General features: G+C 68.6%; 19 protein-coding genes. 12 read left to right on the top strand and 7 right to left on the bottom strand.

The window, feature by feature from the left end; translation table 11 throughout:
- The 4 genes from HCU76_RS05175 to HCU76_RS05160 are packed head-to-tail and all read left to right on the top strand — an operon-like array spanning window position 1 to window position 3,590.
- On the top strand, window positions 1–963 hold the full coding sequence (locus HCU76_RS05175; protein WP_218508626.1) for a hypothetical protein: 963 nt from the start codon (window positions 1–3) through the stop codon (window positions 961–963).
- A 55-nt stretch (window positions 964–1,018) separates the two neighbouring features.
- Window positions 1,019–2,053: a vWA domain-containing protein gene (locus HCU76_RS05170; RefSeq protein WP_218508625.1), complete on the top strand. Its 1,035-nt coding sequence runs from the start codon at window positions 1,019–1,021 to the stop codon at window positions 2,051–2,053.
- Window positions 2,044–2,589, top strand: a complete 546-nt coding sequence (locus HCU76_RS05165; protein WP_213954779.1) for an MxaK protein — start codon at window positions 2,044–2,046, stop codon at window positions 2,587–2,589. The genes HCU76_RS05170 and HCU76_RS05165 overlap by 10 nt, the downstream gene beginning before the upstream one ends.
- Window positions 2,586–3,590 carry a vWA domain-containing protein gene (locus HCU76_RS05160; protein ID WP_218508624.1) on the top strand — a complete coding sequence of 335 codons (1,005 nt, stop codon included), beginning with the start codon at window positions 2,586–2,588 and terminating at the stop codon, window positions 3,588–3,590. Before HCU76_RS05165 ends, HCU76_RS05160 begins: the two co-directional genes overlap by 4 nt.
- Here the strand turns inward: HCU76_RS05160 and HCU76_RS05155 are convergent.
- Window positions 3,524–5,500: a prolyl oligopeptidase family serine peptidase gene (locus tag HCU76_RS05155; RefSeq protein WP_218508623.1), complete on the bottom strand. Its 1,977-nt coding sequence runs from the start codon at window positions 5,498–5,500 to the stop codon at window positions 3,524–3,526. The two genes, HCU76_RS05160 and HCU76_RS05155, sit on opposite strands and share 67 nt — an antisense overlap.
- 280 nt (window positions 5,501–5,780) lie before the next feature.
- Here HCU76_RS05155 and HCU76_RS05150 point away from each other — a divergent pair, with 280 nt between their 5' ends.
- From HCU76_RS05150 to HCU76_RS05135, 4 genes are all read left to right on the top strand, one after another.
- On the top strand, window positions 5,781–6,626 hold the full coding sequence (locus HCU76_RS05150; RefSeq protein WP_218508622.1) for an ATP-binding protein: 846 nt from the start codon (window positions 5,781–5,783) through the stop codon (window positions 6,624–6,626).
- A complete protein-coding gene (locus HCU76_RS05145; protein ID WP_213954783.1) occupies window positions 6,623–7,258 on the top strand; it encodes a response regulator transcription factor in 636 nt (211 codons plus the stop codon). Before HCU76_RS05150 ends, HCU76_RS05145 begins: the two co-directional genes overlap by 4 nt.
- Before the next feature lie 288 nt (window positions 7,259–7,546).
- The gene (locus tag HCU76_RS05140) at window positions 7,547–7,990 is read left to right on the top strand and encodes a hypothetical protein (RefSeq protein WP_218508621.1); all 444 of its coding nucleotides are present in this window, start codon (window positions 7,547–7,549) and stop codon (window positions 7,988–7,990) included.
- A gap of 56 nt (window positions 7,991–8,046) precedes the next feature.
- Window positions 8,047–8,487 (top strand): cytochrome c, encoded by a 441-nt coding sequence (locus HCU76_RS05135; RefSeq protein WP_256353997.1) that lies wholly within the window; start codon window positions 8,047–8,049, stop codon window positions 8,485–8,487.
- Window positions 8,488–8,504: 17 nt separating this feature from the next.
- Here HCU76_RS05135 and HCU76_RS05130 read toward each other — a convergent pair whose 3' ends face one another.
- Entirely contained in the window at window positions 8,505–9,296 is a 792-nt protein-coding gene (locus HCU76_RS05130; RefSeq protein ID WP_213954786.1) for a pentapeptide repeat-containing protein, read from the bottom strand.
- A gap of 107 nt (window positions 9,297–9,403) precedes the next feature.
- On the opposite strand from HCU76_RS05130, the gene HCU76_RS05125 reads away from it, so the two are divergent.
- Window positions 9,404–9,793, top strand: a complete 390-nt coding sequence (locus HCU76_RS05125) for a 4a-hydroxytetrahydrobiopterin dehydratase (RefSeq protein ID WP_218508619.1) — start codon at window positions 9,404–9,406, stop codon at window positions 9,791–9,793.
- Window positions 9,794–9,824: 31 nt separating this feature from the next.
- Here the strand turns inward: HCU76_RS05125 and HCU76_RS05120 are convergent, their stop codons facing one another.
- From HCU76_RS05120 to HCU76_RS05110, 3 genes are all read right to left on the bottom strand, one after another.
- Window positions 9,825–10,217 carry a YkvA family protein gene (locus HCU76_RS05120; RefSeq protein WP_218508618.1) on the bottom strand — a complete coding sequence of 131 codons (393 nt, stop codon included), beginning with the start codon at window positions 10,215–10,217 and terminating at the stop codon, window positions 9,825–9,827.
- Between the two features lie 31 nt (window positions 10,218–10,248).
- The gene (locus tag HCU76_RS05115) at window positions 10,249–11,166 is read right to left on the bottom strand and encodes a DMT family transporter (protein ID WP_213954789.1); all 918 of its coding nucleotides are present in this window, start codon (window positions 11,164–11,166) and stop codon (window positions 10,249–10,251) included.
- A gap of 66 nt (window positions 11,167–11,232) precedes the next feature.
- On the bottom strand, window positions 11,233–12,303 hold the full coding sequence (locus HCU76_RS05110; protein ID WP_218508617.1) for a flavodoxin family protein: 1,071 nt from the start codon (window positions 12,301–12,303) through the stop codon (window positions 11,233–11,235).
- Between the two features lie 256 nt (window positions 12,304–12,559).
- On the opposite strand from HCU76_RS05110, the gene HCU76_RS05105 reads away from it, so the two are divergent.
- Window positions 12,560–13,549 (top strand): PA2169 family four-helix-bundle protein, encoded by a 990-nt coding sequence (locus HCU76_RS05105; protein WP_213954791.1) that lies wholly within the window; start codon window positions 12,560–12,562, stop codon window positions 13,547–13,549.
- 88 nt (window positions 13,550–13,637) lie between these two features.
- Here HCU76_RS05105 and HCU76_RS05100 read toward each other — a convergent pair whose 3' ends face one another.
- Both HCU76_RS05100 and HCU76_RS05095 read right to left on the bottom strand, forming a co-directional pair.
- A complete protein-coding gene (locus tag HCU76_RS05100; RefSeq protein ID WP_218508616.1) occupies window positions 13,638–14,027 on the bottom strand; it encodes a hypothetical protein in 390 nt (129 codons plus the stop codon).
- A 160-nt stretch (window positions 14,028–14,187) separates the two neighbouring features.
- Entirely contained in the window at window positions 14,188–15,759 is a 1,572-nt protein-coding gene (locus HCU76_RS05095; protein WP_218508615.1) for an AMP-binding protein, read from the bottom strand.
- A 245-nt stretch (window positions 15,760–16,004) separates the two neighbouring features.
- Between HCU76_RS05095 and HCU76_RS05090 the strand changes: the two genes are divergently transcribed.
- Together HCU76_RS05090 and HCU76_RS05085 are read left to right on the top strand one after the other, a co-directional pair.
- On the top strand, window positions 16,005–17,042 hold the full coding sequence (locus HCU76_RS05090; protein WP_218508614.1) for a beta-ribofuranosylaminobenzene 5'-phosphate synthase family protein: 1,038 nt from the start codon (window positions 16,005–16,007) through the stop codon (window positions 17,040–17,042).
- Between the two features lie 37 nt (window positions 17,043–17,079).
- Window positions 17,080–17,988, top strand: a complete 909-nt coding sequence (locus tag HCU76_RS05085) for an NAD(P)-dependent methylenetetrahydromethanopterin dehydrogenase (RefSeq protein WP_218508613.1) — start codon at window positions 17,080–17,082, stop codon at window positions 17,986–17,988.
- Window positions 17,989–18,001: the final 13 nt, after the last annotated feature.

Here is an 18,001-nt window from a genome sequence, read left to right as displayed (position 1 = left end):
ATGCCGGCGGTTCAGTTGGCGGTGTCCAGCGGCGTGTCGCGGTCGGAGCTCCTGAACGGGCGGCGCAAGGGCTGGGCACTGGCGTGGGCCGCATCGATGGTCTGCTCGACGGTGCTTGCCGCGCCGCAGCTCGAAGCGAGCACCTCCGACCCCCGCGCCTTCGGCTACCAGGTCGGCGACATGGTTTCGCGCACGGTCACGGTCGACCAGCCGGACGGCCTGACGCTGGACGAGACCAGCGTGCCGCGTCCGGGCGCGCGCGGCAATGCGCTGGAACTGCGCAGCATCGAACGGCACGGCAGCGGGCTCTCCGGCGGGCGGCGCCTGGAGTTCAGGCTGGCCTACCAGGTGTTCCTGTCGCCGCCGGAGCCGCGGACGCTGGAGATGCCGAGCTTCACCTTGCGCTTCAAGGGCGAGCCGCGCGCGCAGGAGCTTCGCATCGAGTCCTGGCCGGTGACCGTGTCGCCGCTGGTGCCGGTCGATGTGGCGTCACGGCGCGGCCTGGGGGAGTTGCAGCCCGACGCCGCGCCGCTGCCGCTCGACACCCGCCCCGGGCGCTATCGCCTCATCGCCTATGGCTGCGCCGCGTTGGCGCTGCTGGCCTGGCTGGCCCACGTGTACATCGGCCTGCCGTGGTGGGGCCGCGCGCACCGGCCGTTCACGATGGCGTGGCGCACGCTGCGGGGGCTCACGCCCGCGAGCCCGGATGCCCAGTGGCGCGAGGGCTACCAGCGCCTTCACGCAGCCTTGAACCAATCGATGGGCGAGGTGGTTTTCGAGCAGGGTGTCGACCGCTTCGTGCTGGCGCGTCCGCGCTTCGCGCCGCTGCGCGCGGACCTGGCCGCCTTCTTCGAGCGGTCGCGTGTCGAGTTTTTCGGCGCGGGAGGAGACGCGGCGGCGGACCGCGCCTGGCTCATCGACTTCTGCCGCCGCTGCCGCGATGCCGAGCGAGGTTCCGCATGAGGCGCAGCGCCGGCCCGCAGACGGATGCCGGTGCCGTGCGCCGGACGGAGCGTCCATGGTGAGCTTCGACCATCCCTGGCTGCTGTGGCTGCTGCCGCTGGCCGCGCTGCCCTTGCTGGCGCGCACCGGCGGCGCGCTCGCCAACACCTGGGCCGCGCAAATGCCGCATGACCGCGCCTCCGACCTGCTCGGCTGGGCGCTGCGCGGCATCGGCGCGCTGGCGTTGGCCGCATCGCTGCTCGGCATGGCGGGGCCGCATCTGCCGGAGTACGAGGTGGAGCGCGTCGGCAAGGGCGCGGAAATCGTGCTGGTGCTCGACCGCAGCCGCAGCATGGACCAGGGCTTCGGCGGGGTGCCGGCGGGCGCGGTGAAGGGCACCGGCCCGGAGGCGATCGACTACTACATGCGGCAGAGGAACAACCTCGTGCCCAAGGGCAAGGTCGCGCGCCAGTTGCTGGCGGAGTTCGCGGCCAAGCGGCCGGACGACCGCTTCGGCATGATCGTCTTCAGCACCTTGCCGATCCGCGTGCTGGACTTCACGTCCAAGGACGAGGCCATCCAGGCCGCCATCTCGGCAGGCGACATCGGGCGCGGCCTGTCGGAGACGAACATCGGCCTGGCGATGCAGTCGGCGCTGTCGTACTTCGAGGACGAGCCCTACACCGGCTCGCGCATCGTGATGCTGGTCTCCGACGGCGGCGACCGGCTCGACCCCGACGCCAAGGAGCGCGTCACCTACATGGCGCGCAAGCTGCGCGTGGCGGTCTACTGGATCTACCTGCGTTCGAGCAACAGCCCGGGCCTGGTGCTGGAGAGGGGCGAGACGCCGTCGAACATCGACGCCGTGCCGGAGTACGCGCTGCACCGCTTCTTCGAGCAACTGGGCACGCCGTACCGCGCGTACGAGGCGCACGATCCGGCGGCGCTGAAGGCGGCCATCGAGGCGGTGAACCGGCTCGAGAACCTGCCGATCACCTACCTCGACACCGTGCCGCAGCGCGAACTGCGCATGCCGGTCCTGGGCCTGGCCCTGGGCTGCGTGCTGCTGTTGCTGGCGGCCAACCTCTCGGAGTTGCGGCGATGGTCGTGAAGCTGCGGCGGCGCACGCGCATGGTGTGGGGCCTGCTGGCCGTGCTGGCGGCGGCGGCGATGGTCGACGGCGCGCTCGTCTGGCGCCAGCACCGCTGGAACGACGTCATTGCCTCGGGCGCGCTGCCCGCCGACACCAAGGATGCGCCGCCGCAGGTGCGCTTCGCGCAGGCCCATGCGCAGGACGAGTCGGGCGAGCAGGAAGCCGCGCTGCATCTCTACCGCAGCCTGGAAGACGACACGCCACTGGGCCAGGCCGCCCGCTACAACAGCGCCAACCTGCTGGTGCGGCAGGCGATCGCGATGCAAGGCGGCGCCGAGCCCGGCAAGGCCATTCCGCTCATCGAACTGGCCAAGGAGATCTACCGCGACGTGCTGCGCGTGGAACCCGGTCGCTGGGATGCGCGCTACAACCTCGAACGCGCCCAGCGCCTGCTGCCCGACCCCGACGAACTCGACCTCGCGCCACCCGACACCCAGCGCAACGCCGAACGCGCGGCCACGACGATGCGCGGCTTCTCCCCGGGCCTGCCATGACGGCCCACCCTGCGTGGTGGCATCAGGCCGATCGCGGGCTGCTGGCGCTGGCGGCGGCGGTGTTGGCCGCCAGCCTGTTCGATCCGGCGGTGATGACGCAGCGTCCGCTGGTCGATCATGTCGTCGTCATCGACGTGACCCAGAGCATGAACGTGCTCGACGAGCGGATCGACGGCGAGCCGGCGTCGCGGCTGGACTTCGCCAAGCAGGCGCTGCGCCAGTCGCTGCTGCAACTGCCGTGCGGCTCCAAGGTCGGCTGGGCGGTGTTCACCGAATACCGTGCCTTGCTGCTGCTGTCGCCCATCGAGGTCTGTGCCAACCTGAAGGAACTGCGCTCCACGCTGGCGCGCATCGACACGCGCATGGCCTGGTCGGGCAACAGCGAGATCGCCAAGGGGCTGCACAGCGCCATCGGCATTGCCAAGCTGCTGCCAGACAAGCCATCGCTCGTGTTCATCACCGACGGCCAGGAGGCGCCTCCGCTGAACCCGCACTACCGCCCGGCCTTCGACGACAAGCCGGGCGACGTGACGGGCCTGGTCGTCGGCGTGGGCGACCTGCGCCCGTCGCCGATTCCCAAGACCGACCCCGAGGGCCGGCCGCTCGGCTTCTGGCGCGCCGACGAGGTGGCGCAGACCGACCTGCGCAGCCAGGGCCGCAATGCCAGCGTGCGTTCGGAGACGATGGTCGACGACACGGTGGGAACCAGCGCGCCCACGCTCGGCGCCACGCCGGGCACTGAACACCTGTCGGCGTTGCGCGAGACCTACCTGCGCTTGCTGGCGGGGGAGCAGGGGCTCGAATTCGTTCGGCTGCAATCGCCCGAGCGACTGGCGCAAGCCCTGACCTCGCCTGCGCTGGCCCGGCCGGAGCCGGCCCGTTCCAGCCTGGCCGGCATGCTGGGGGCGGTGGCGTTCGGGCTGCTGCTGCTGCGCTACGTGGTGCCGTTGCTGTTCCGGCGGCGGCCTTCGCGGGCGGGCTTGAAAACCAGGGCCTCGTAGAAATAGAACTCGGCGTCCAACGCCCACGCGATGTTCATGCCCTGCCGGAAACCGTGCTGCTCGCCCGCGAACAGCAGGTACTGCGTGGTGATGCCTTTCTGGCGCAGCGCGCTGACCATCGACTCGGTCTGGCCCGGTGGAACGATCTTGTCCTCCGCGCCCTGGAAGAACGCGACTGGCGCGGCGAGCCTGTCGGCATTGCGGACCGGGGAGCGCTCGGCGTAAACCGTGCTTCCTTCCGCGTACGGCGCGACCAGCCAGTCGAGGTAGCGCGACTCGAACTTGTGCGTGTCCCGTGCCAGCGCCGCCAGGTCGCTGACGCCGTAGTGGCTGCCGCCGGCCTTGAAGGTTTCCCGCACCGTCGCATCGGCACTGGTCAGGCAGGCCAATGCGGTGAAGCCGCCGGCGCTGGTCCCGGTGATCATGATCCGCTCGCCGTCGACCCAGGCCTGGTCGACGAGATGACGTGCCGCGGCAGCGCAGTCCTCGACATCGACGATGCCCCACATGCCGTGCAGGCGCTCGCGGTAGGCGCGGCCGTAGCCAGCGCTGCCGCCGTAGTCGACGTCCACCACCGCGACGCCGCGGCTGGTCCAGAACTGCGTGCGCAGGTCGAGCAGGGCGGATGCGGAGGAGGTCGGGCCGCCATGGCAGCGGACCAGCAGCGGCGGGCGTTCCCCGTCCGGCGCGCGATGGTCCGCGTTGGTAGGTGGATAAAACTGGGCGAAGGCCGTGGGTCCGCGCGGCGTCGGGAACTCGATCGACCGAGGGGCGGACAAGTGCCGGCGGATGGCGGGGTCGTCGGCCAGCATGCCGGACTGGCGGAGCACGGTGGCGGTGCCGGTGCGGGGATCCAGTTCGACGATCGCGGTCGCAAGCGTCGGCGCGCCGGCCTTGAAGACCACTTTCCCACCGTGCGCGCGAACCGCGGAATAGTCGGCATAGGCCAGGTCGAACCGGGTCAACGCGCCGCTGCTGAGGTCCAGCAGCGCGAGCTTGCCGACGCCACCCTCGATGTAGCTGCAGACCGCCTCGCTCGCCGACAGGAGGGCATAGGTCGACATGCCCAGCGCCCATTGCGGCCGGCCGAACTCCGCCGCCATCGGGCACACGTTGACGACATGCCCGCCGGCCTCGGCCCGGTGCAGGTTCCACCACCCCGGACGATCCGAGACGAAGTACAGCACGCCATCAGGCGACCACTCCGGCTGGAACACCGACTCGCCCGGGCCGCCGGCGATCAAGGTCGGGTTGCGCAGCGTGGCGCCGTCGAATTCCGCGACCCAGAGTTCGGTGCCCTCCCACGGCATGCGTGGGTGGTCCCACGCAAGCCAGGCGAGGCGGCGGCCGTCGGGACTCAAGCGTGGCGCGGCGAAGAAGTCATGCCCCTGCACCAGCACCGCGCCGGCGCTTTCCGAGTCGAGATCCAGCGCCACGATGGTGTTGATCGCTTCGCTGCCGGCCTCGCGGTGATCCTCGCGCACGCCGATCCAGAGGCGGCGCTGCGTGTCGACAAGGCCATCGGCGTACCGGAGCGCGGCGCGGGGCGCGCCCGGCTCGGCACCCGGCGTCAGCGGCACGGGCCTGCCGCCCTTGTCGAGGCGGTACAGCCGCTGGTCCGCGAAGTCGCTGAAGCAGGCGGTTCCGTCCACCACCAGCGCCGCTGCGCCGCCGTATTCATGCACCCGCGTGCGCACGGAATGAGCCGGCGGCGTCACATCCACATTCGACCCATCATGCGCGCGGCGGACCAGCACATGCCGCCCTGCCTCCTGCGGTCGGGCCTCGACCCAGCAGACCTCGCCGCCGTCCAGCAGCACATCGGCGAGGGTGATGGTCTCGCTGGCCACCAGCGCGGACGTGATGGGGGACGACCAGCTTCCGTAGGGCGCATCGGTCGGGTTGGGCATGGTCATTGCAGTTGCGCCGGCGAACGATCGCCGCAGAGGAGGAGGGAGGCGCGAATGATGCTACGAATGGACGCCTGCCGCGCGGATGCGGGATGCCAGCGGCGGGCTGCACAGCGCTGGCCGCACTCGGGTCAGCCCCGGGGGCGACGCGTGCCTGGCGACGTTACATTGCGGAACAGAGTGCAGCACGGCGCTTCAATTGGAGACATGGCGGATGAGAACTGACTGGCGATTGCCGCGAGTACGTGCCTGGGCCCCGGAGCGATACGAATTCGCCGCCGTGCTGCTGGCAACCCTGCTGACCTTCGTGTTGTCGAGCGCGCTGGAACTGCGCGAGCGCATGACCGAATGGCTTGCGCATGGCGAGGCATGGCAGGTCGACGAAATCCCGTTCACGCTGATGACGTTGTCGCTGGGCCTGGCCTGGTATGCGCGACGCAGGCGCCTCGAGGCATCGCGCCTGCTGGCCAAGAACCGCGAACTCACGCAGAAGCTGATCGCCCTGCAGGACAGCGAGCGGCTGGCGCTGGCGCGTGAACTGCATGACGAATTCGCCCAGCATTGCACCGCCATCCGCATCGAGGCCACCTACATCCAACGCTCGAATTCCTTCGAGCACATCGGGGAAGCCGCGCGGCGCGCCGCCGCCTCTGCCCAATCGCTCCAGGAGGGCGTGCGGCGACTGGTGCGGCGCTTGCGACCGGCCGAACTCGACCAGCTTGGCCTGGTCGCCGCGATGGAGTCGCTGTGCGAAGCCTGGACGACGCGCAGCGGCGTGCCCTGCCTGTTCCGTTCCCGGGGCAATCTGTGTCAGCACAGCGAGGCCGTCGACACCACCATCTATCGCGTGACGCAGGAAGCCTTGGCCAACGTCGTGCGGCATGCGAATGCCACACGCGTGCACATCGAACTGGCGGCGACGTCGGAGCACCTGCGCCTGTGCGTGGAAGACGACGGCCGCGGTTTCAGCGTCGCGGCGCCGGAGTGCGGCTTCGGCCTGCTCGGCGCGAGCGAGCGTGCGGCGGCGCTGGGCGGCAGGCTGGAAGCCCACAGCACGCCGGGCGAAGGCACGCGCATCCACATGGAATTGCCGCTTCTTCCGGAACTTCGCGCGGAGGCGGCGTGATCCGGCTCTTGCTGGTGGACGACCATCCGGTGGTGCGGGCCGGGTACACCCACCTGCTCGAACAGGACGGCGACATGAAAGTCGTGGCGCAGGCGGCCAGCGTCGACGAAGCCTGTGCGCAATACGCCATCCATGAGCCGGAGATCACCGTCACCGACCTGGCGATGCCCGGAAGCAGCGGGCTCGAGTTGATCCGCCGCCTGCGCGAACGCGATCCACGCGCGCGCACGCTGGTCTTCAGCATGCACGACACCAATCTGCTCGTGCAACGCGCCCTCGAACTCGGCGCGCTCGGTTTCGTCTCCAAGAGCAGCCCGCCCGAGTGCCTGATCGAAGCGGTCCACAGCGTGCGCGACGGGCGCCGCTACCTGAGCCCGGCGCTTGCCGAACGCTTGCGCAAAGGCGCGGGCGAGTCGCAGGCCTTCGATTCGCTGACGCAGCGCGAATTCGAACTGTTCCGGCTGCTGTCGCGCGGCGAGTCGGTGGCCACTTGCGCGAACACCTTGCACCTGAGCCCGAAGACGGTGTCCAACCTGCAGAGCCTGCTGAAGGAGAAGCTCGGCGTCCACACCACCGCGGCGATGGCGCACCTGGCGCTGCGGCACGGCTTGATCCCCGCCGAGCACGCCTGAAATTGAGCCCACCCCCGAATGCGCCTGCGGCGCTCCCCCTCAAAGGGGGCGCACCCAGCGGCCCGGCAAAGCCGGTTCCGCGGGTGCCCACGAACAGACATTGATCTGCTCCTGCCTCCTCCCTCATGTGGGGGAGGAAAACCGACCCGTACTTTTTAGGTGTGCGCCGCGGCACAGGGAAAAAAACGTTCGATGCCTACGATTTGAACTGTTCGAAGCAGTCGATCGTGCCCCTGGCAGGCCATCGACACGCATCGGACCTTGCAACCCGTTCGATCGCAGGAGTCCATGATGACGAAGCTTTTCACTGTTTCCAGCCGTTCTTTCTGGCGCGTGCCCGCTGCCGCAGTGGCCGCCTTCGCACTGGCCGGTGGCGCCTCCGTGGCGCTGGGCCAATCCACCTCCATGCCGATGCAGGCCCCTGGCCAAGGCGCGGCGGTGACCCTGTTGCTGCGCGGCCCGACCGGCGACCCCGCGACTCTCGCCTTCTCCACAGACGCGGGTTGGCGCCTCAACCGTGGCTGGGACGGCGGTGTCCAGGCCGCGCAAGGCGGCGGCAAGGCCCAGCCCATGAAGACCGCATTCAAGTCCGTCGCGCTATCGGCCGACGACCAACCCGCAGTGGCGCGGCCGTTGACGGTGTTCATCGACGGTCCGACCGGCTACACCTTCATGTACACCTTCGACCAGGGTTGGAAGTTCGTCGGGCAAATCGCCAACGGCAGCCGATAGCTGTCGCGATCCGCGCGCCAAAGATGGCATTGCACCGGGAGCCAGCGATGTGGTGCTTGGCGCGCGCGGCGGGGACCTTGCAGGTCGGCCGGATCGCCCGTTATGCGGCGCCGCTCTTCCTTGCGCTGTCCGGCGAACTCGGCACGCCAGACATCACCGGCCCTTCGCAGCAGCAGCTTCGCATCGGGATCGACGATCCAGCCGTCGCGAGCGCGTGGCAGGCCTTGCGCACCCTCGATTGCGCACGTTGCCACGGCAAGAGCTACGAGGGCTTGGCCGCACCATCCATCGTCGACTACGCGCGCACGCAGGGCCATGCGTCCTTCGTCCGCGCGGTGCTCGATGGCGATGCGCCGCGGGGCATGCCTGCCTACCGCGGTAACCCAATCGTCGACGCGAACATCGAAGGTATCTATCGCTACTTTGCCGAACGGGTCGATGGGTCGATCAGCCCCGAGGCCCGGCCTGCGGGGCGGGCCGCGGCAAACCCGTATTGAGGGAAGCGCCTGCGGCTTCAGCGAACGATCTTGTCGCGATTCACCGCGCGGTCGAGGCCCTTGGCCTGGTCGAAACCCTTCACGTCGCGAAAGATCGTCCCGTCCAGGTCGGCTTCGGTGAAGTCGGCGCCGGTCACGTCCGCGCCCGTGAGGTCTGCACCCGCCAGCCGGACGAGATAGAAACTGACACCGCGCAGATTGCTGTCCCGCAGGTTGCTGAAGTTCATCAGCGAGCGGTTGAAGTCCGCGCCCGCGAGCGTGGACCCCGCCAGGTTGGCGCCGGACATGTCGGTACGCATCTGGCCCATCCCCTGGTTCTTGATGTTGACGCCGACCATCGCGTTGCTGAAATTGGCGCCCGACAGATCGGCCCCCGGCAGGTCCGCGATCATCTTTGCGCCGGTCATGTTGGCGCCCTTGAAGATCGGCATCTTCTTGACCTCGCCCCCCAGGATCACGACCGACAACAGGCTGGCCCTGGTCAGGTTGGCGCCGGTGAAGTCGGTGCCCATCAACCATGCGCCGTTGAGGTTGGCCCCTTCCATGTTCGTGCCGCGGAAGTCGGACAGCACCAGCTTGCTGCCGAAGAAGCTGACGCCGCGCAGGTGGGCATTGCGGAAATCGAGCTTGCTCAGGTCGAGGTCCGACAGGTCCTTGCCGGCCAGGTCGGCCGGCTTGTCGGGCGTGGCACTCTTCAGCAACGCGGTGAGCCGATCAAGGGAAAGCTCGGCTGACGCGGCGCCCATGGCGCTGAAGGCGGACAGCAGCGCGGTCATGGTCGAGATCACGAAACGCTGGGCACGGTTCATTCGTCTACTCCTCTTGCTGTCGCGGCTATCCGCAAGGTTGCTCGCCCGGCGACCCTGTCTCGCCATAGGATCGACGGTCACCACTTCGCACAGAGAAGGAGAACGAGATGACCCAATGGCGCAAGCAAACCGCCTCCGAGGTGTTCACGCCGGAGGAGGTCACCGCAAGGCTCGCCGAGGAACTGCCGAAATGGTATCTGGAAGACGGCTGGATCCGACGCAAGTTCAAGACCAGCGGCTGGAAGGGCACGCTCATGGTGGTCAACACCGTGGGCCACCTGGCCGAAGCCGCCTGGCACCATCCGGACCTGACCGTCTCCTATGCCTTCGTGACGGTCAAGCTCATGAACCATGCGGCCAAGGGCATCACCGAGAAGGACTTCGAACTGGCGAAGAAGATCGAGGAGGTGGTGATGTGGCAACCGGGCGCCGGGGAAGGCGCCGTGCTCGAAGGCACGCCTGACGATCCGCGCTTCAAGTACATCAAATATGACTGAAGCCGTCGCGTCCGCGTGACGCCCCGGCCAGCTACAGGCGCGCCCTGACCCAGAACCACGCCCCGGCAGTCAAGGCCAGCCACACGCAGACGACGAGGAACGCGCCCACCCGGCTGCGCGGCTTCGCGCCCTTCGTCATCATCCAGTCGTCGGCCTGCACACGGCATTCGGCAAGCACGTCCGCGGGCAGGAGCCGGATGGCCAGCCAGATCAGGCCGGGCAGCAGCAACACGTCATCGACGTAGCCCAGCACGGGGATGAAGTCCGGTATGAGGTCGATCGGGCTCAGCGCATAGGCGACCACGAACAGGCCCAGCGCCTTGGCATGCCAGGGCGTGCGGGGGTGCCTGCCGGCAAACCACAGCGTCAGGCCGTCGCGCTTGACCCGCCTTGCCCAGGCGCCGAGCTTGTCGAGCATGCCCATGCGTCGCCGGCTGCCAATACGCCAACGGTGCTCAGGGCCGCAAGGGCGCCGGCGCTTCGTGCGGCGGATCACTGGCCCGCACCGGCCACAGCACCGACGCAATGGCCACCATCATCAGCGCGACCGCGGTCCAGTCCTGCCAGTACACGGTTTCGCCCAGCCACAGCGCGCCGCTGAACACGCCCAGCACCGGGATCAGCATCACGCTCAGCGTGGACGCCACCGGCGGCAGGCCCCGCGCCAGGGAGAACCAGGCGGCATGCGCAAAACCGAAGATCAGCACGGCGTTGTAGGCGATCGCGGCCCAGGCGGCTTGGCCCGGCGAGCGCCATTGCGAACCTTCGAACAACAGCGACAGCACCGTCATCACGACGGCGGTGAGCGCGGTCATCCAGAACGACAGCGTCAGCGTCGGCAACGGGATGCGGGTGCGGCGCAACAGTTGCGTGCCCAGCGCCCAGGTGGCCGCCGCCACCAGCGCCAGCGCAACGAAGCCCGGGCGCCCGGAAAGATGCGTGAACTCATGCCACAGCAGGAGCGCCACGCCCAGCGCGCACGCGCCCACGCCGAGCCAGCCGCGCCGTGTCAGCACCGCCGAGAAAAGCACCGCGCCGATCACGGCCGAGAACACCGGCATCGTGTAGCCCAGGATCGCCGCGCGCCCGCTGGACAGCGCCTTCACCGCCAGGATGATGCAGGCGTGCCACACGAACATGTTGGTGGCGCCCAGCCAGAGCAGTTCCGGCCACTGCCGGCGTGGCACGCGGAACGGCGTCTTCATGGCGACCAGCGCCAGTCCGAGCACCGGCAAGCCGAGCCACAGCGAGAGCGCGCGAAAAGCCAGCGGCGGGTAGTCGGCCACGCCCAGCTTCATCACCGGCCAGTTGAGGCCCCATGCGAGCGTGAGTGGAACGAGCAGGGCGAACTGGCGCAGCGTGAGCGTTTGCATGGTTGCGCATTGTGGGGAACTTCGGGAGCTCATGCAGCGCGTCCAGCGCGCGTCGCGCCGGGCCACTCACTTGGGTCGCGGACGTTTCACCGCCTTGTCGGGCGGCTGCAGGCGGCCGGCGCGTAGCTCCTTCACCGCATGCGCCACCGCTCGCGCGACGTTGCGCACCTCCTCCTGCACAGCGTGGTCGGCGTCGAATGCATCGTGGCTCGTTGCATAGGGCTTGTAGTAGCCGATGTAGCGGTCCAGCCGCGCTTGCGGTCCGGCGTCGATGAGGCCCATCCAGTCCAGCCAGTCGCTGAGGTTGCGGCGCAGGTCCTCGACACCCGCGACATCGCCGTGGACCACCAGGCCGTAGACGCGTCCGGCCACGTGCTTGGGATAGTCCCAGCCCTTCATCTCGAGAGTCTTGGCTTCGCTGACTGTCTTGCCGTGCGTGCTGCTGGGGTCGGGGTTGCCACCGTCCGCGCAGACCAGCCGGTCGATCATGAGCTTGAGCGGGCTGGTGGCCTGGTACCAGTACGTCGGCGTGAAGAGGATCACGCCGTGCGCGGAAACCCAGCGCTCGTAGATCTCGTTCATCCAGTCGCCGACCTGGCCGAGCGAGTGGTTGGGATAGCAGCTGCAGGGCCAGTGGCACAGCGGCATGGCGGTCGACACGCAGCCCTTGCACGGGTGGATCCTGCGCCCGTATTCGGAGGTGAGCAGGCTCAGGTCCAGCACGTCGGTTTCGATCTGCGCATTGTCCAGTTGGGTCTTCGCCAGCTGCACCATGCGATGCGTCTTGGAGTTCTCGCCGGGACAGCTGCCGTCGTTGCGCGACGAGCCGTTGACCAGCAACACGCGTGAACGTGTCGTCGATTTGCCCCACCCGACCTGGGCCTTGCGCAGGCGCGATCGGGCTTCGAGCCATTCCACGGAGACCTGGTATTCGGGATCCGCGAAGCCCTTGCCCGCCTTGCGCGTGACGGGCGCCTTGCGGCTGTCCTTGTAGTTGTTCCACGCGATGGTCTCCAGCCTTGCGAGCGCTTCGCCTTCGGGGGCGAAGCTCGGGTCCGCGAAGGATTGCATGAAGCGATCGTGGAATGCGGCGCGTTGAAGCTGGCCCGGCGCTTGGCCTTTTCGGATCTTGATCATCGTGCCAATGAACATACGGCGCCCAGCGACGGGCTGCAGCGGCGGCGCGGCGGCAGGCGCGGTAGGTGGCAGCCTACGGTGCAAGGCACGCGCTACCTCATGTCAAAAGACATCGGGTCGTGATTCCTTTCCGTATTCCCTACAAGCGGTAGCCCCCGTCGCTGACGGTTTGCGGCCATGCGCGTCGTCATCTTCGGTCTTGACGCACAGCCCTCCGGGCGGCGCTTTCGACCAACCAACCAACGAAGGAAACAACATGGCCAAGGATCAAGACTTTCCCGAAACCCGTGACCAGAACCGCGACCCGATCACGGGCGCTCCCGGTGCGCATCCCGTGGGCACCGGCGTAGGCGCGACAGGCGGCGCACTCGCAGGGGCTGCTGCCGGCGCGATGGCCGGACCCGTGGGCGCCGCGGTGGGGCTGGTGGCGGGCGCTGTTGTCGGCGGCCTGGGCGGCAAGGCCGTCGGCGAGCGCATCAACCCGACCGCCGAAGACGCCTACTGGCGCAAGAACTACGACACGCAGCCCTACTATGAAGCGGGCTACGGCTATGACGACTACGGCCCGGCCTATCAACTGGGTTACACCGGGCGCGACACGCTGGGCAGGGACTTCGACACCGTCGAGCCGACACTGGCCAGCCGTTGGGAAGCCGACCGTGGCGCGTCCCAGCTCGACTGGCCGCGCGCCCGCCAGGCTACGCGCGCTGCCTGGGACCGCGCCGACCAGACCTACTTCAATGCCGACGAAGTCACTGCCGGCGATGGCCCGGCCTATGAGGAGCCGCTGTCCAACGACGACGTGGTGGACGTGCTGAACGACCTGCTCGAGAACACGCGCGATGGCGGCTACGGCTTCCTGACATGCGCCGAGGAGGTGGAGTCGGCGTCGATGAAGCAACTGTTCCTGAGCCGGGCCGAAGGCTGCCGCCAGGCGGAATCGGAACTGGTCCAGCTCATCACCACCTATGGCGGCAAGCCCTCGGACGGCGGTACGGCGGCGGGCGCGATGCATCGCGGCTGGGTGCATGTGAAGGGCGCGCTCGGCGCCAACAGCGAACTGTCGATCCTTGAGTCATGCGAGCGCGGAGAAGACACCGCCATTGCCCGCTATCGCAAGGCGCTGAAGCAGAGCCTGCCGGCAGACGTGCGAAGCGTTGTGCAGCGTCAGGCGGACGGCGCCCAGCGCAACCACGACCAGATCCGCGACTTGCGCAATGCCGCGCGTGCGCGCGACGAAGCCTGAGTTGGTTGAGTGACGTCCAGCGACCGGCGCCGGAAGGCGTCGGTCCTGGCACTTGTGGCGCCCGGATGTTCGCGCGCCGTCGGCCACTTCATGTCCCTGAAGTCGGCTTTGGCCTTGGATCGGCTTGCGCCTGTTGCGCACAGGCGTCCCTGGCGTCGGCAGAGAGCGCGCCGCACGCGTTCCTGCTCAGCTCGTAGGCCGCCTTGGCCCGCTCCGCAGCGACCTTGCGCGCGTTGTCCGGACTCGGCTTGTAGAGCTGCTCGAGTTCCGCCCGCGCCACCGCCCGAGTGCCTTGGGCCTGCTTCAGGCAAACGTCCCTGCCGCTGTCGTCGACGCCGCCGCACCTGGTCTTCGCGGCCTGGAAGTTGGCCTCGATGACGTTGCCCGCGACGGTGTATTCATCCTTGGTCATCGCCTGCACGCCGGTCAAGGCAAGAAGCGACGCTGCGATCGCAAGCGCAAACAGATGTTGTTTCATATCGAGCCCTCCCTGCTCTGAATGGATCAAGTGCCGCGACGTCCGGAGCGCGCGGCAACGGCAATGTACGCAAGTGTGCCCAACCCTGTCGTAGGACAAGCGCCATCGCCTCCTGCAGGCATTCGCCACGCGGCGCCGTTGCGGGCGCCAGCCTCGAGGGTCAAACCACCCGGCTGGCGTGCCCTTCCCAGAACGCATCGCGCAGCTTGCGCTTGTACAGCTTGCCCGTGGGCAGGCGCGGCAGCTGGTCGGTGAAGTCCACCGACTTCGGGCACTTCATGTGCGTCAGGTTCGACTGGCAGAAGTCGATCAGTTCGGCCGCCAGTTCGGGCGTATGCGCGAGGCCCGGCACCGGCTGCACCACGGCCTTGACTTCTTCGCCAAGGTCCGCGTTCGGCACGCCGAACACCGCTGCGTCGGCTACCTTGGGATGGGTGATCAGCAGGTTCTCGCATTCCTGCGGATAGATGTTGACGCCGCCCGAGATGATCATGAAGGTGGATCGATCGGTGAGGTAGAGATACCCGTCGTCGTCGACATAGCCCATGTCGCCCACGGTGCTCATCGTTCCGTCGGGCGAGCGGGTGAGGGCGGTGCGCTCGGGGTCGTTGAAGTAGACGAACGGCGTGGCCGTCCTGAACCAGATCTCGCCCGGCTGGCCCCTGGGCACCGGCTGCATCTGCTCGTCGAAGATGTGGATGTCTCCGAGCAGCACCTTGCCCACCGAGCCGCGGTGCGCCAGCCACTGTGGCGTGTCGCAGGCGGTGAAGCCCAGGCCCTCGGTGGCGCCGTAGTACTCGTGAACGATCGGGCCCCACCACGCGATGATCTCCTCCTTCACCTGGACCGGGCAGGGCGCCGCGGCGTGCACGACGATCTTCACCGTCGACATGTCGGCCTTGGCCCGTTCCTCCGGCGGCAGCTTGAGCAGCCGCGAGAACATCGTCGGCACGAGCTGGGTGTGGGTGACCCGGTGCTTCGGTATCAGCGCCAGGTACTGCTGCGGGTCGAAGTGCTCCATGATGATCGCGGTGCCGCCGTGCCGGATGGTCTGCGACACATTGGCCAGCGGCGCCGAGTGGTACAGCGGCGCCGGCGAGAGGTAGATCATTCCTTCCTCGCACTGCCACAGCTTGCTGAGGAACATCAGCAGCGGCATTTGATGGCTCGGCGGTTCTTCCGGGAGCGGACGCAGCACGCCCTTGGGACGGCCGGTGGTCCCGGACGAGTACAGCATCGAGGTGCCGAGCCATTCATCCGCGATGGGCGTATCGGGCAGGCCGGCCACGGCCTCGTCGAGATCGACGAGGCTCGCCGCACCAGCGGTCTGGCCCGCGAGGCCCGGGCCGCCGCCCGCCACCAGGCACAGCCTGACCTTGGGGCATTCCGCCAGCGCCTGCCGCGCCACGGCCAGCTTCTCGGCCGAGGTGACGAGCACCTGGGACTCGCTGTTGTTGACGATGTAGGCCATCTCCTGCGCGGTGAGGTAGGCGTTGATGCAGGTGTAGTAGAGGCCCGTGCGCTCGCCGGCCACGCAGCACTCGATGAAGTAGCGGTTGTTTTCCATGAACACCGCGAAGTGGTCGAGCCGCTTCAGGCCCTGCGCGCGCAGCAGGTGCGCGAGACGGTTGCTGCGTGCTTCCAGTTGCGCATAGGTCAACGACTCGCCGCTCGTGGCCATGATGAAAGCGGGGCGCTCGGCGTGCTGTTGCGCGTACTTGCCTGGGTACATGTTCTCGGGCTCCGGGTAGCTGGGGGCGATTCCGGATTCTCCCGATCCGATGGTCTTGCGCGATAAGGGGTTGCCCGCGAAGGGAGAGTCCCCATGGCGGACAGTACGGCCCGCAGCCCGGCGCAGGCGCAGTGCGTGACACAGTGTCCCCGCCTCGATACAGCGGGTGGTCGGCGCAACGCGCCCAACCCGATCCCCTCCAGTTTTGGCGACGGAACAGACCTTGCTTTGGAGGCACGATGCACATGTCTTCATCCAGTGCCGAGGAAACCATGCTTGCCGACGAATCGGCCACGGTCACGGTCCGAGCGCCCGGGCGCCTGCACCTCGGCTTTCTCGATCCATCCGGTTCGCTGGGCCGGCGCTTCGGCAGCCTGGGGCTGGTGATCAACGGCTTCGAGACCGAGGTCGAGTTGGGCGCTTCGTCCTCCACGCGGGTGAGCGCGAACGGGCCGGCGGCGCTTGCGGATGTGGAGCGCGCGGAAGCCGAGCTGCGGCTGCTGCAACGCCACAGCGGCCACCATGAGCCGCTGCACCTGCGGCTGGTGCAGGTGCTGCCCGCACATGCCGGCTTTGGCTCCGGCACGCAACTGGCGCTGGCCATCGCGCGCGCCTTCGCGCACTGGCATGGGCTGGACTTGTCCACGGCCCGGCTGGCGCAATGGCTGGGACGCGGCCAGCGCTCCGGCATCGGTGTCGCCGGCTTCGACCTGGGCGGCCTGCTCGTCGATGGCGGACCGGACGCGCATGGCGAGCCGCCGGTGATGCTGTCGCGCATCGCGTTGCCTGCGGAATGGCGGGTGCTGGTCGTTCAGGATGGCGCGCAGCGGGGCCTGTCGGGCGCGGCCGAACAGCAGGCCATCCGCACCTTGCCGCCGATGCCGCAGGCGCAGGCCGCCGAGATCTGCCACCAGGTGCTGATGCGCGTATTGCCGGGAGCGGCCGGCGCGGAGTTTGCGCCCTTCGCCGCCGGCGTCACGCACATCCAGCGCCTGCTGGGCGCGCACTTCGCGCCGGGGCAGGGCGGCCACGCCTTCACCAGCGCGGCGGTGGGGCGGGTGATGGACTGGATCGGCATGCACGAACCGCTCAGCGCGCTGGGCCAGAGCTCATGGGGGCCGACCGGCTTTGCCATCCTGCCGTCCATGGCGCGTGCCGAGGCGCTGGCCGGCGCGCTGTATGTCGCCGGGGTGGTTGCCCCATCGCTGTCGCTGCGCATCGTCTCGGGCCGCAACACCGGCGCCACGCTGGTGGACCGCCGACCGGGCGCGTCGGTGCGCTGAACTGCCACGCCGCAGCAGGCATATGGAGCTTCTTCAGATGGAACGTCCCTACATCCTCCACATGTTCACGCCGGGCCGCCGCATGAGCCCGTTCGACATCAACATGGCCGCCGATGCCGGCTACCAGGTGATCGTGCCGTACACCGATTGCGACGCCGACAGCGTGGCCAGCCTGACGCAGGACACGATCTTCTCGCGCAGCCCCAAGGGCCTGCTGCGCACCGGCATCTTCATCGGCGGGCGCGATGCGCTCGAAGCCGCCGACCTGCTCAAGCGGGCCAAGGCCTCGATGTTCAAGCCCTTCCAGGTGTCGCTGATGGCCGACCCGAGCGGGGCGTACACCACGGCGGCTGCGATGGTGGCCTGCGTGGAGGCCACACTGCGCACGCATCACAAGGCGGAGTTGACGGGCCGGCAGGTCGTGGTCTTCGGCGGCACCGGGCCGGTCGGTCGAATTGCAGGGGTGATCGCGGCGCAGGCGGGAGCGCAGGTCGTTCTTTCAAGCCGGGGCAGCGCGAGCGCGGCGCAGGAGGCCGCGCGCAAGACGGGCGAGCGCTTCGGCGTCGAACTCAAGGGCGTGTCCGGCAGCGATGGATCGGCCTTGCATGACGCGATCGCGCAGGCCGATGTGCTGCTCGCCTGCGCGGCGGCAGGCGTGCAGGTCGTCTCGGCCGAGACACTCGCTTCCGCCAGTCGACTCAAGGTGGCAGCCGACGTCAATGCGGTGCCGCCGCAAGGCATTGCCGGCGTCGACGCGATGGACAACGGCAAGCCGCTGGACGGCACCGCGGCGGTGGGCATCGGCGCCCTGGCCATCGGCAACGTCAAGTACCAGACGCAGCAGCGCCTGCTGGTGCAGATGCATGACGCCGAATCGCCCGTGGTGCTGAGCTTCGCCGAGGCCTTTGCGACGGCGCGTGCCTTCATCGCCGAAAAGGCGCCATGAGGCGGAGGCCGCG

The organism is Variovorax sp. dw_308 (assembly GCF_019207085.1).
GTDB lineage: Bacteria > Pseudomonadota > Gammaproteobacteria > Burkholderiales > Burkholderiaceae_C > Variovorax.
The sequence above is the reverse complement of the archived record's forward strand: the minus strand, read 5'-3'. Positions and strand labels throughout refer to the sequence as shown.

Excerpts from the sequence above, each read along its gene's own strand:
- HCU76_RS05175 (WP_218508626.1), top strand. The coding sequence starts at position 1 with ATGCCGGCGGTTCAGTTGGCGGTGTCCAGCGGCGTGTCGCGGTCGGAG.
- HCU76_RS05170 (WP_218508625.1), top strand. The coding sequence starts at position 1,019 with ATGGTGAGCTTCGACCATCCCTGGCTGCTGTGGCTGCTGCCGCTGGCC.
- HCU76_RS05165 (WP_213954779.1), top strand. The coding sequence starts at position 2,044 with ATGGTCGTGAAGCTGCGGCGGCGCACGCGCATGGTGTGGGGCCTGCTG.
- HCU76_RS05160 (WP_218508624.1), top strand. The coding sequence starts at position 2,586 with ATGACGGCCCACCCTGCGTGGTGGCATCAGGCCGATCGCGGGCTGCTG.
- HCU76_RS05155 (WP_218508623.1), bottom strand. The coding sequence starts at position 5,500 with ATGCCCAACCCGACCGATGCGCCCTACGGAAGCTGGTCGTCCCCCATC.
- HCU76_RS05140 (WP_218508621.1), top strand. The coding sequence starts at position 7,547 with ATGATGACGAAGCTTTTCACTGTTTCCAGCCGTTCTTTCTGGCGCGTG.
- HCU76_RS05130 (WP_213954786.1), bottom strand. The coding sequence starts at position 9,296 with ATGAACCGTGCCCAGCGTTTCGTGATCTCGACCATGACCGCGCTGCTG.
- HCU76_RS05125 (WP_218508619.1), top strand. The coding sequence starts at position 9,404 with ATGACCCAATGGCGCAAGCAAACCGCCTCCGAGGTGTTCACGCCGGAG.
- HCU76_RS05120 (WP_218508618.1), bottom strand. The coding sequence starts at position 10,217 with ATGGGCATGCTCGACAAGCTCGGCGCCTGGGCAAGGCGGGTCAAGCGC.
- HCU76_RS05115 (WP_213954789.1), bottom strand. The coding sequence starts at position 11,166 with ATGCAAACGCTCACGCTGCGCCAGTTCGCCCTGCTCGTTCCACTCACG.
- HCU76_RS05110 (WP_218508617.1), bottom strand. The coding sequence starts at position 12,303 with ATGATCAAGATCCGAAAAGGCCAAGCGCCGGGCCAGCTTCAACGCGCC.
- HCU76_RS05105 (WP_213954791.1), top strand. The coding sequence starts at position 12,560 with ATGGCCAAGGATCAAGACTTTCCCGAAACCCGTGACCAGAACCGCGAC.
- HCU76_RS05100 (WP_218508616.1), bottom strand. The coding sequence starts at position 14,027 with ATGAAACAACATCTGTTTGCGCTTGCGATCGCAGCGTCGCTTCTTGCC.
- HCU76_RS05095 (WP_218508615.1), bottom strand. The coding sequence starts at position 15,759 with ATGTACCCAGGCAAGTACGCGCAACAGCACGCCGAGCGCCCCGCTTTC.
- HCU76_RS05090 (WP_218508614.1), top strand. The coding sequence starts at position 16,005 with ATGTCTTCATCCAGTGCCGAGGAAACCATGCTTGCCGACGAATCGGCC.
- HCU76_RS05085 (WP_218508613.1), top strand. The coding sequence starts at position 17,080 with ATGGAACGTCCCTACATCCTCCACATGTTCACGCCGGGCCGCCGCATG.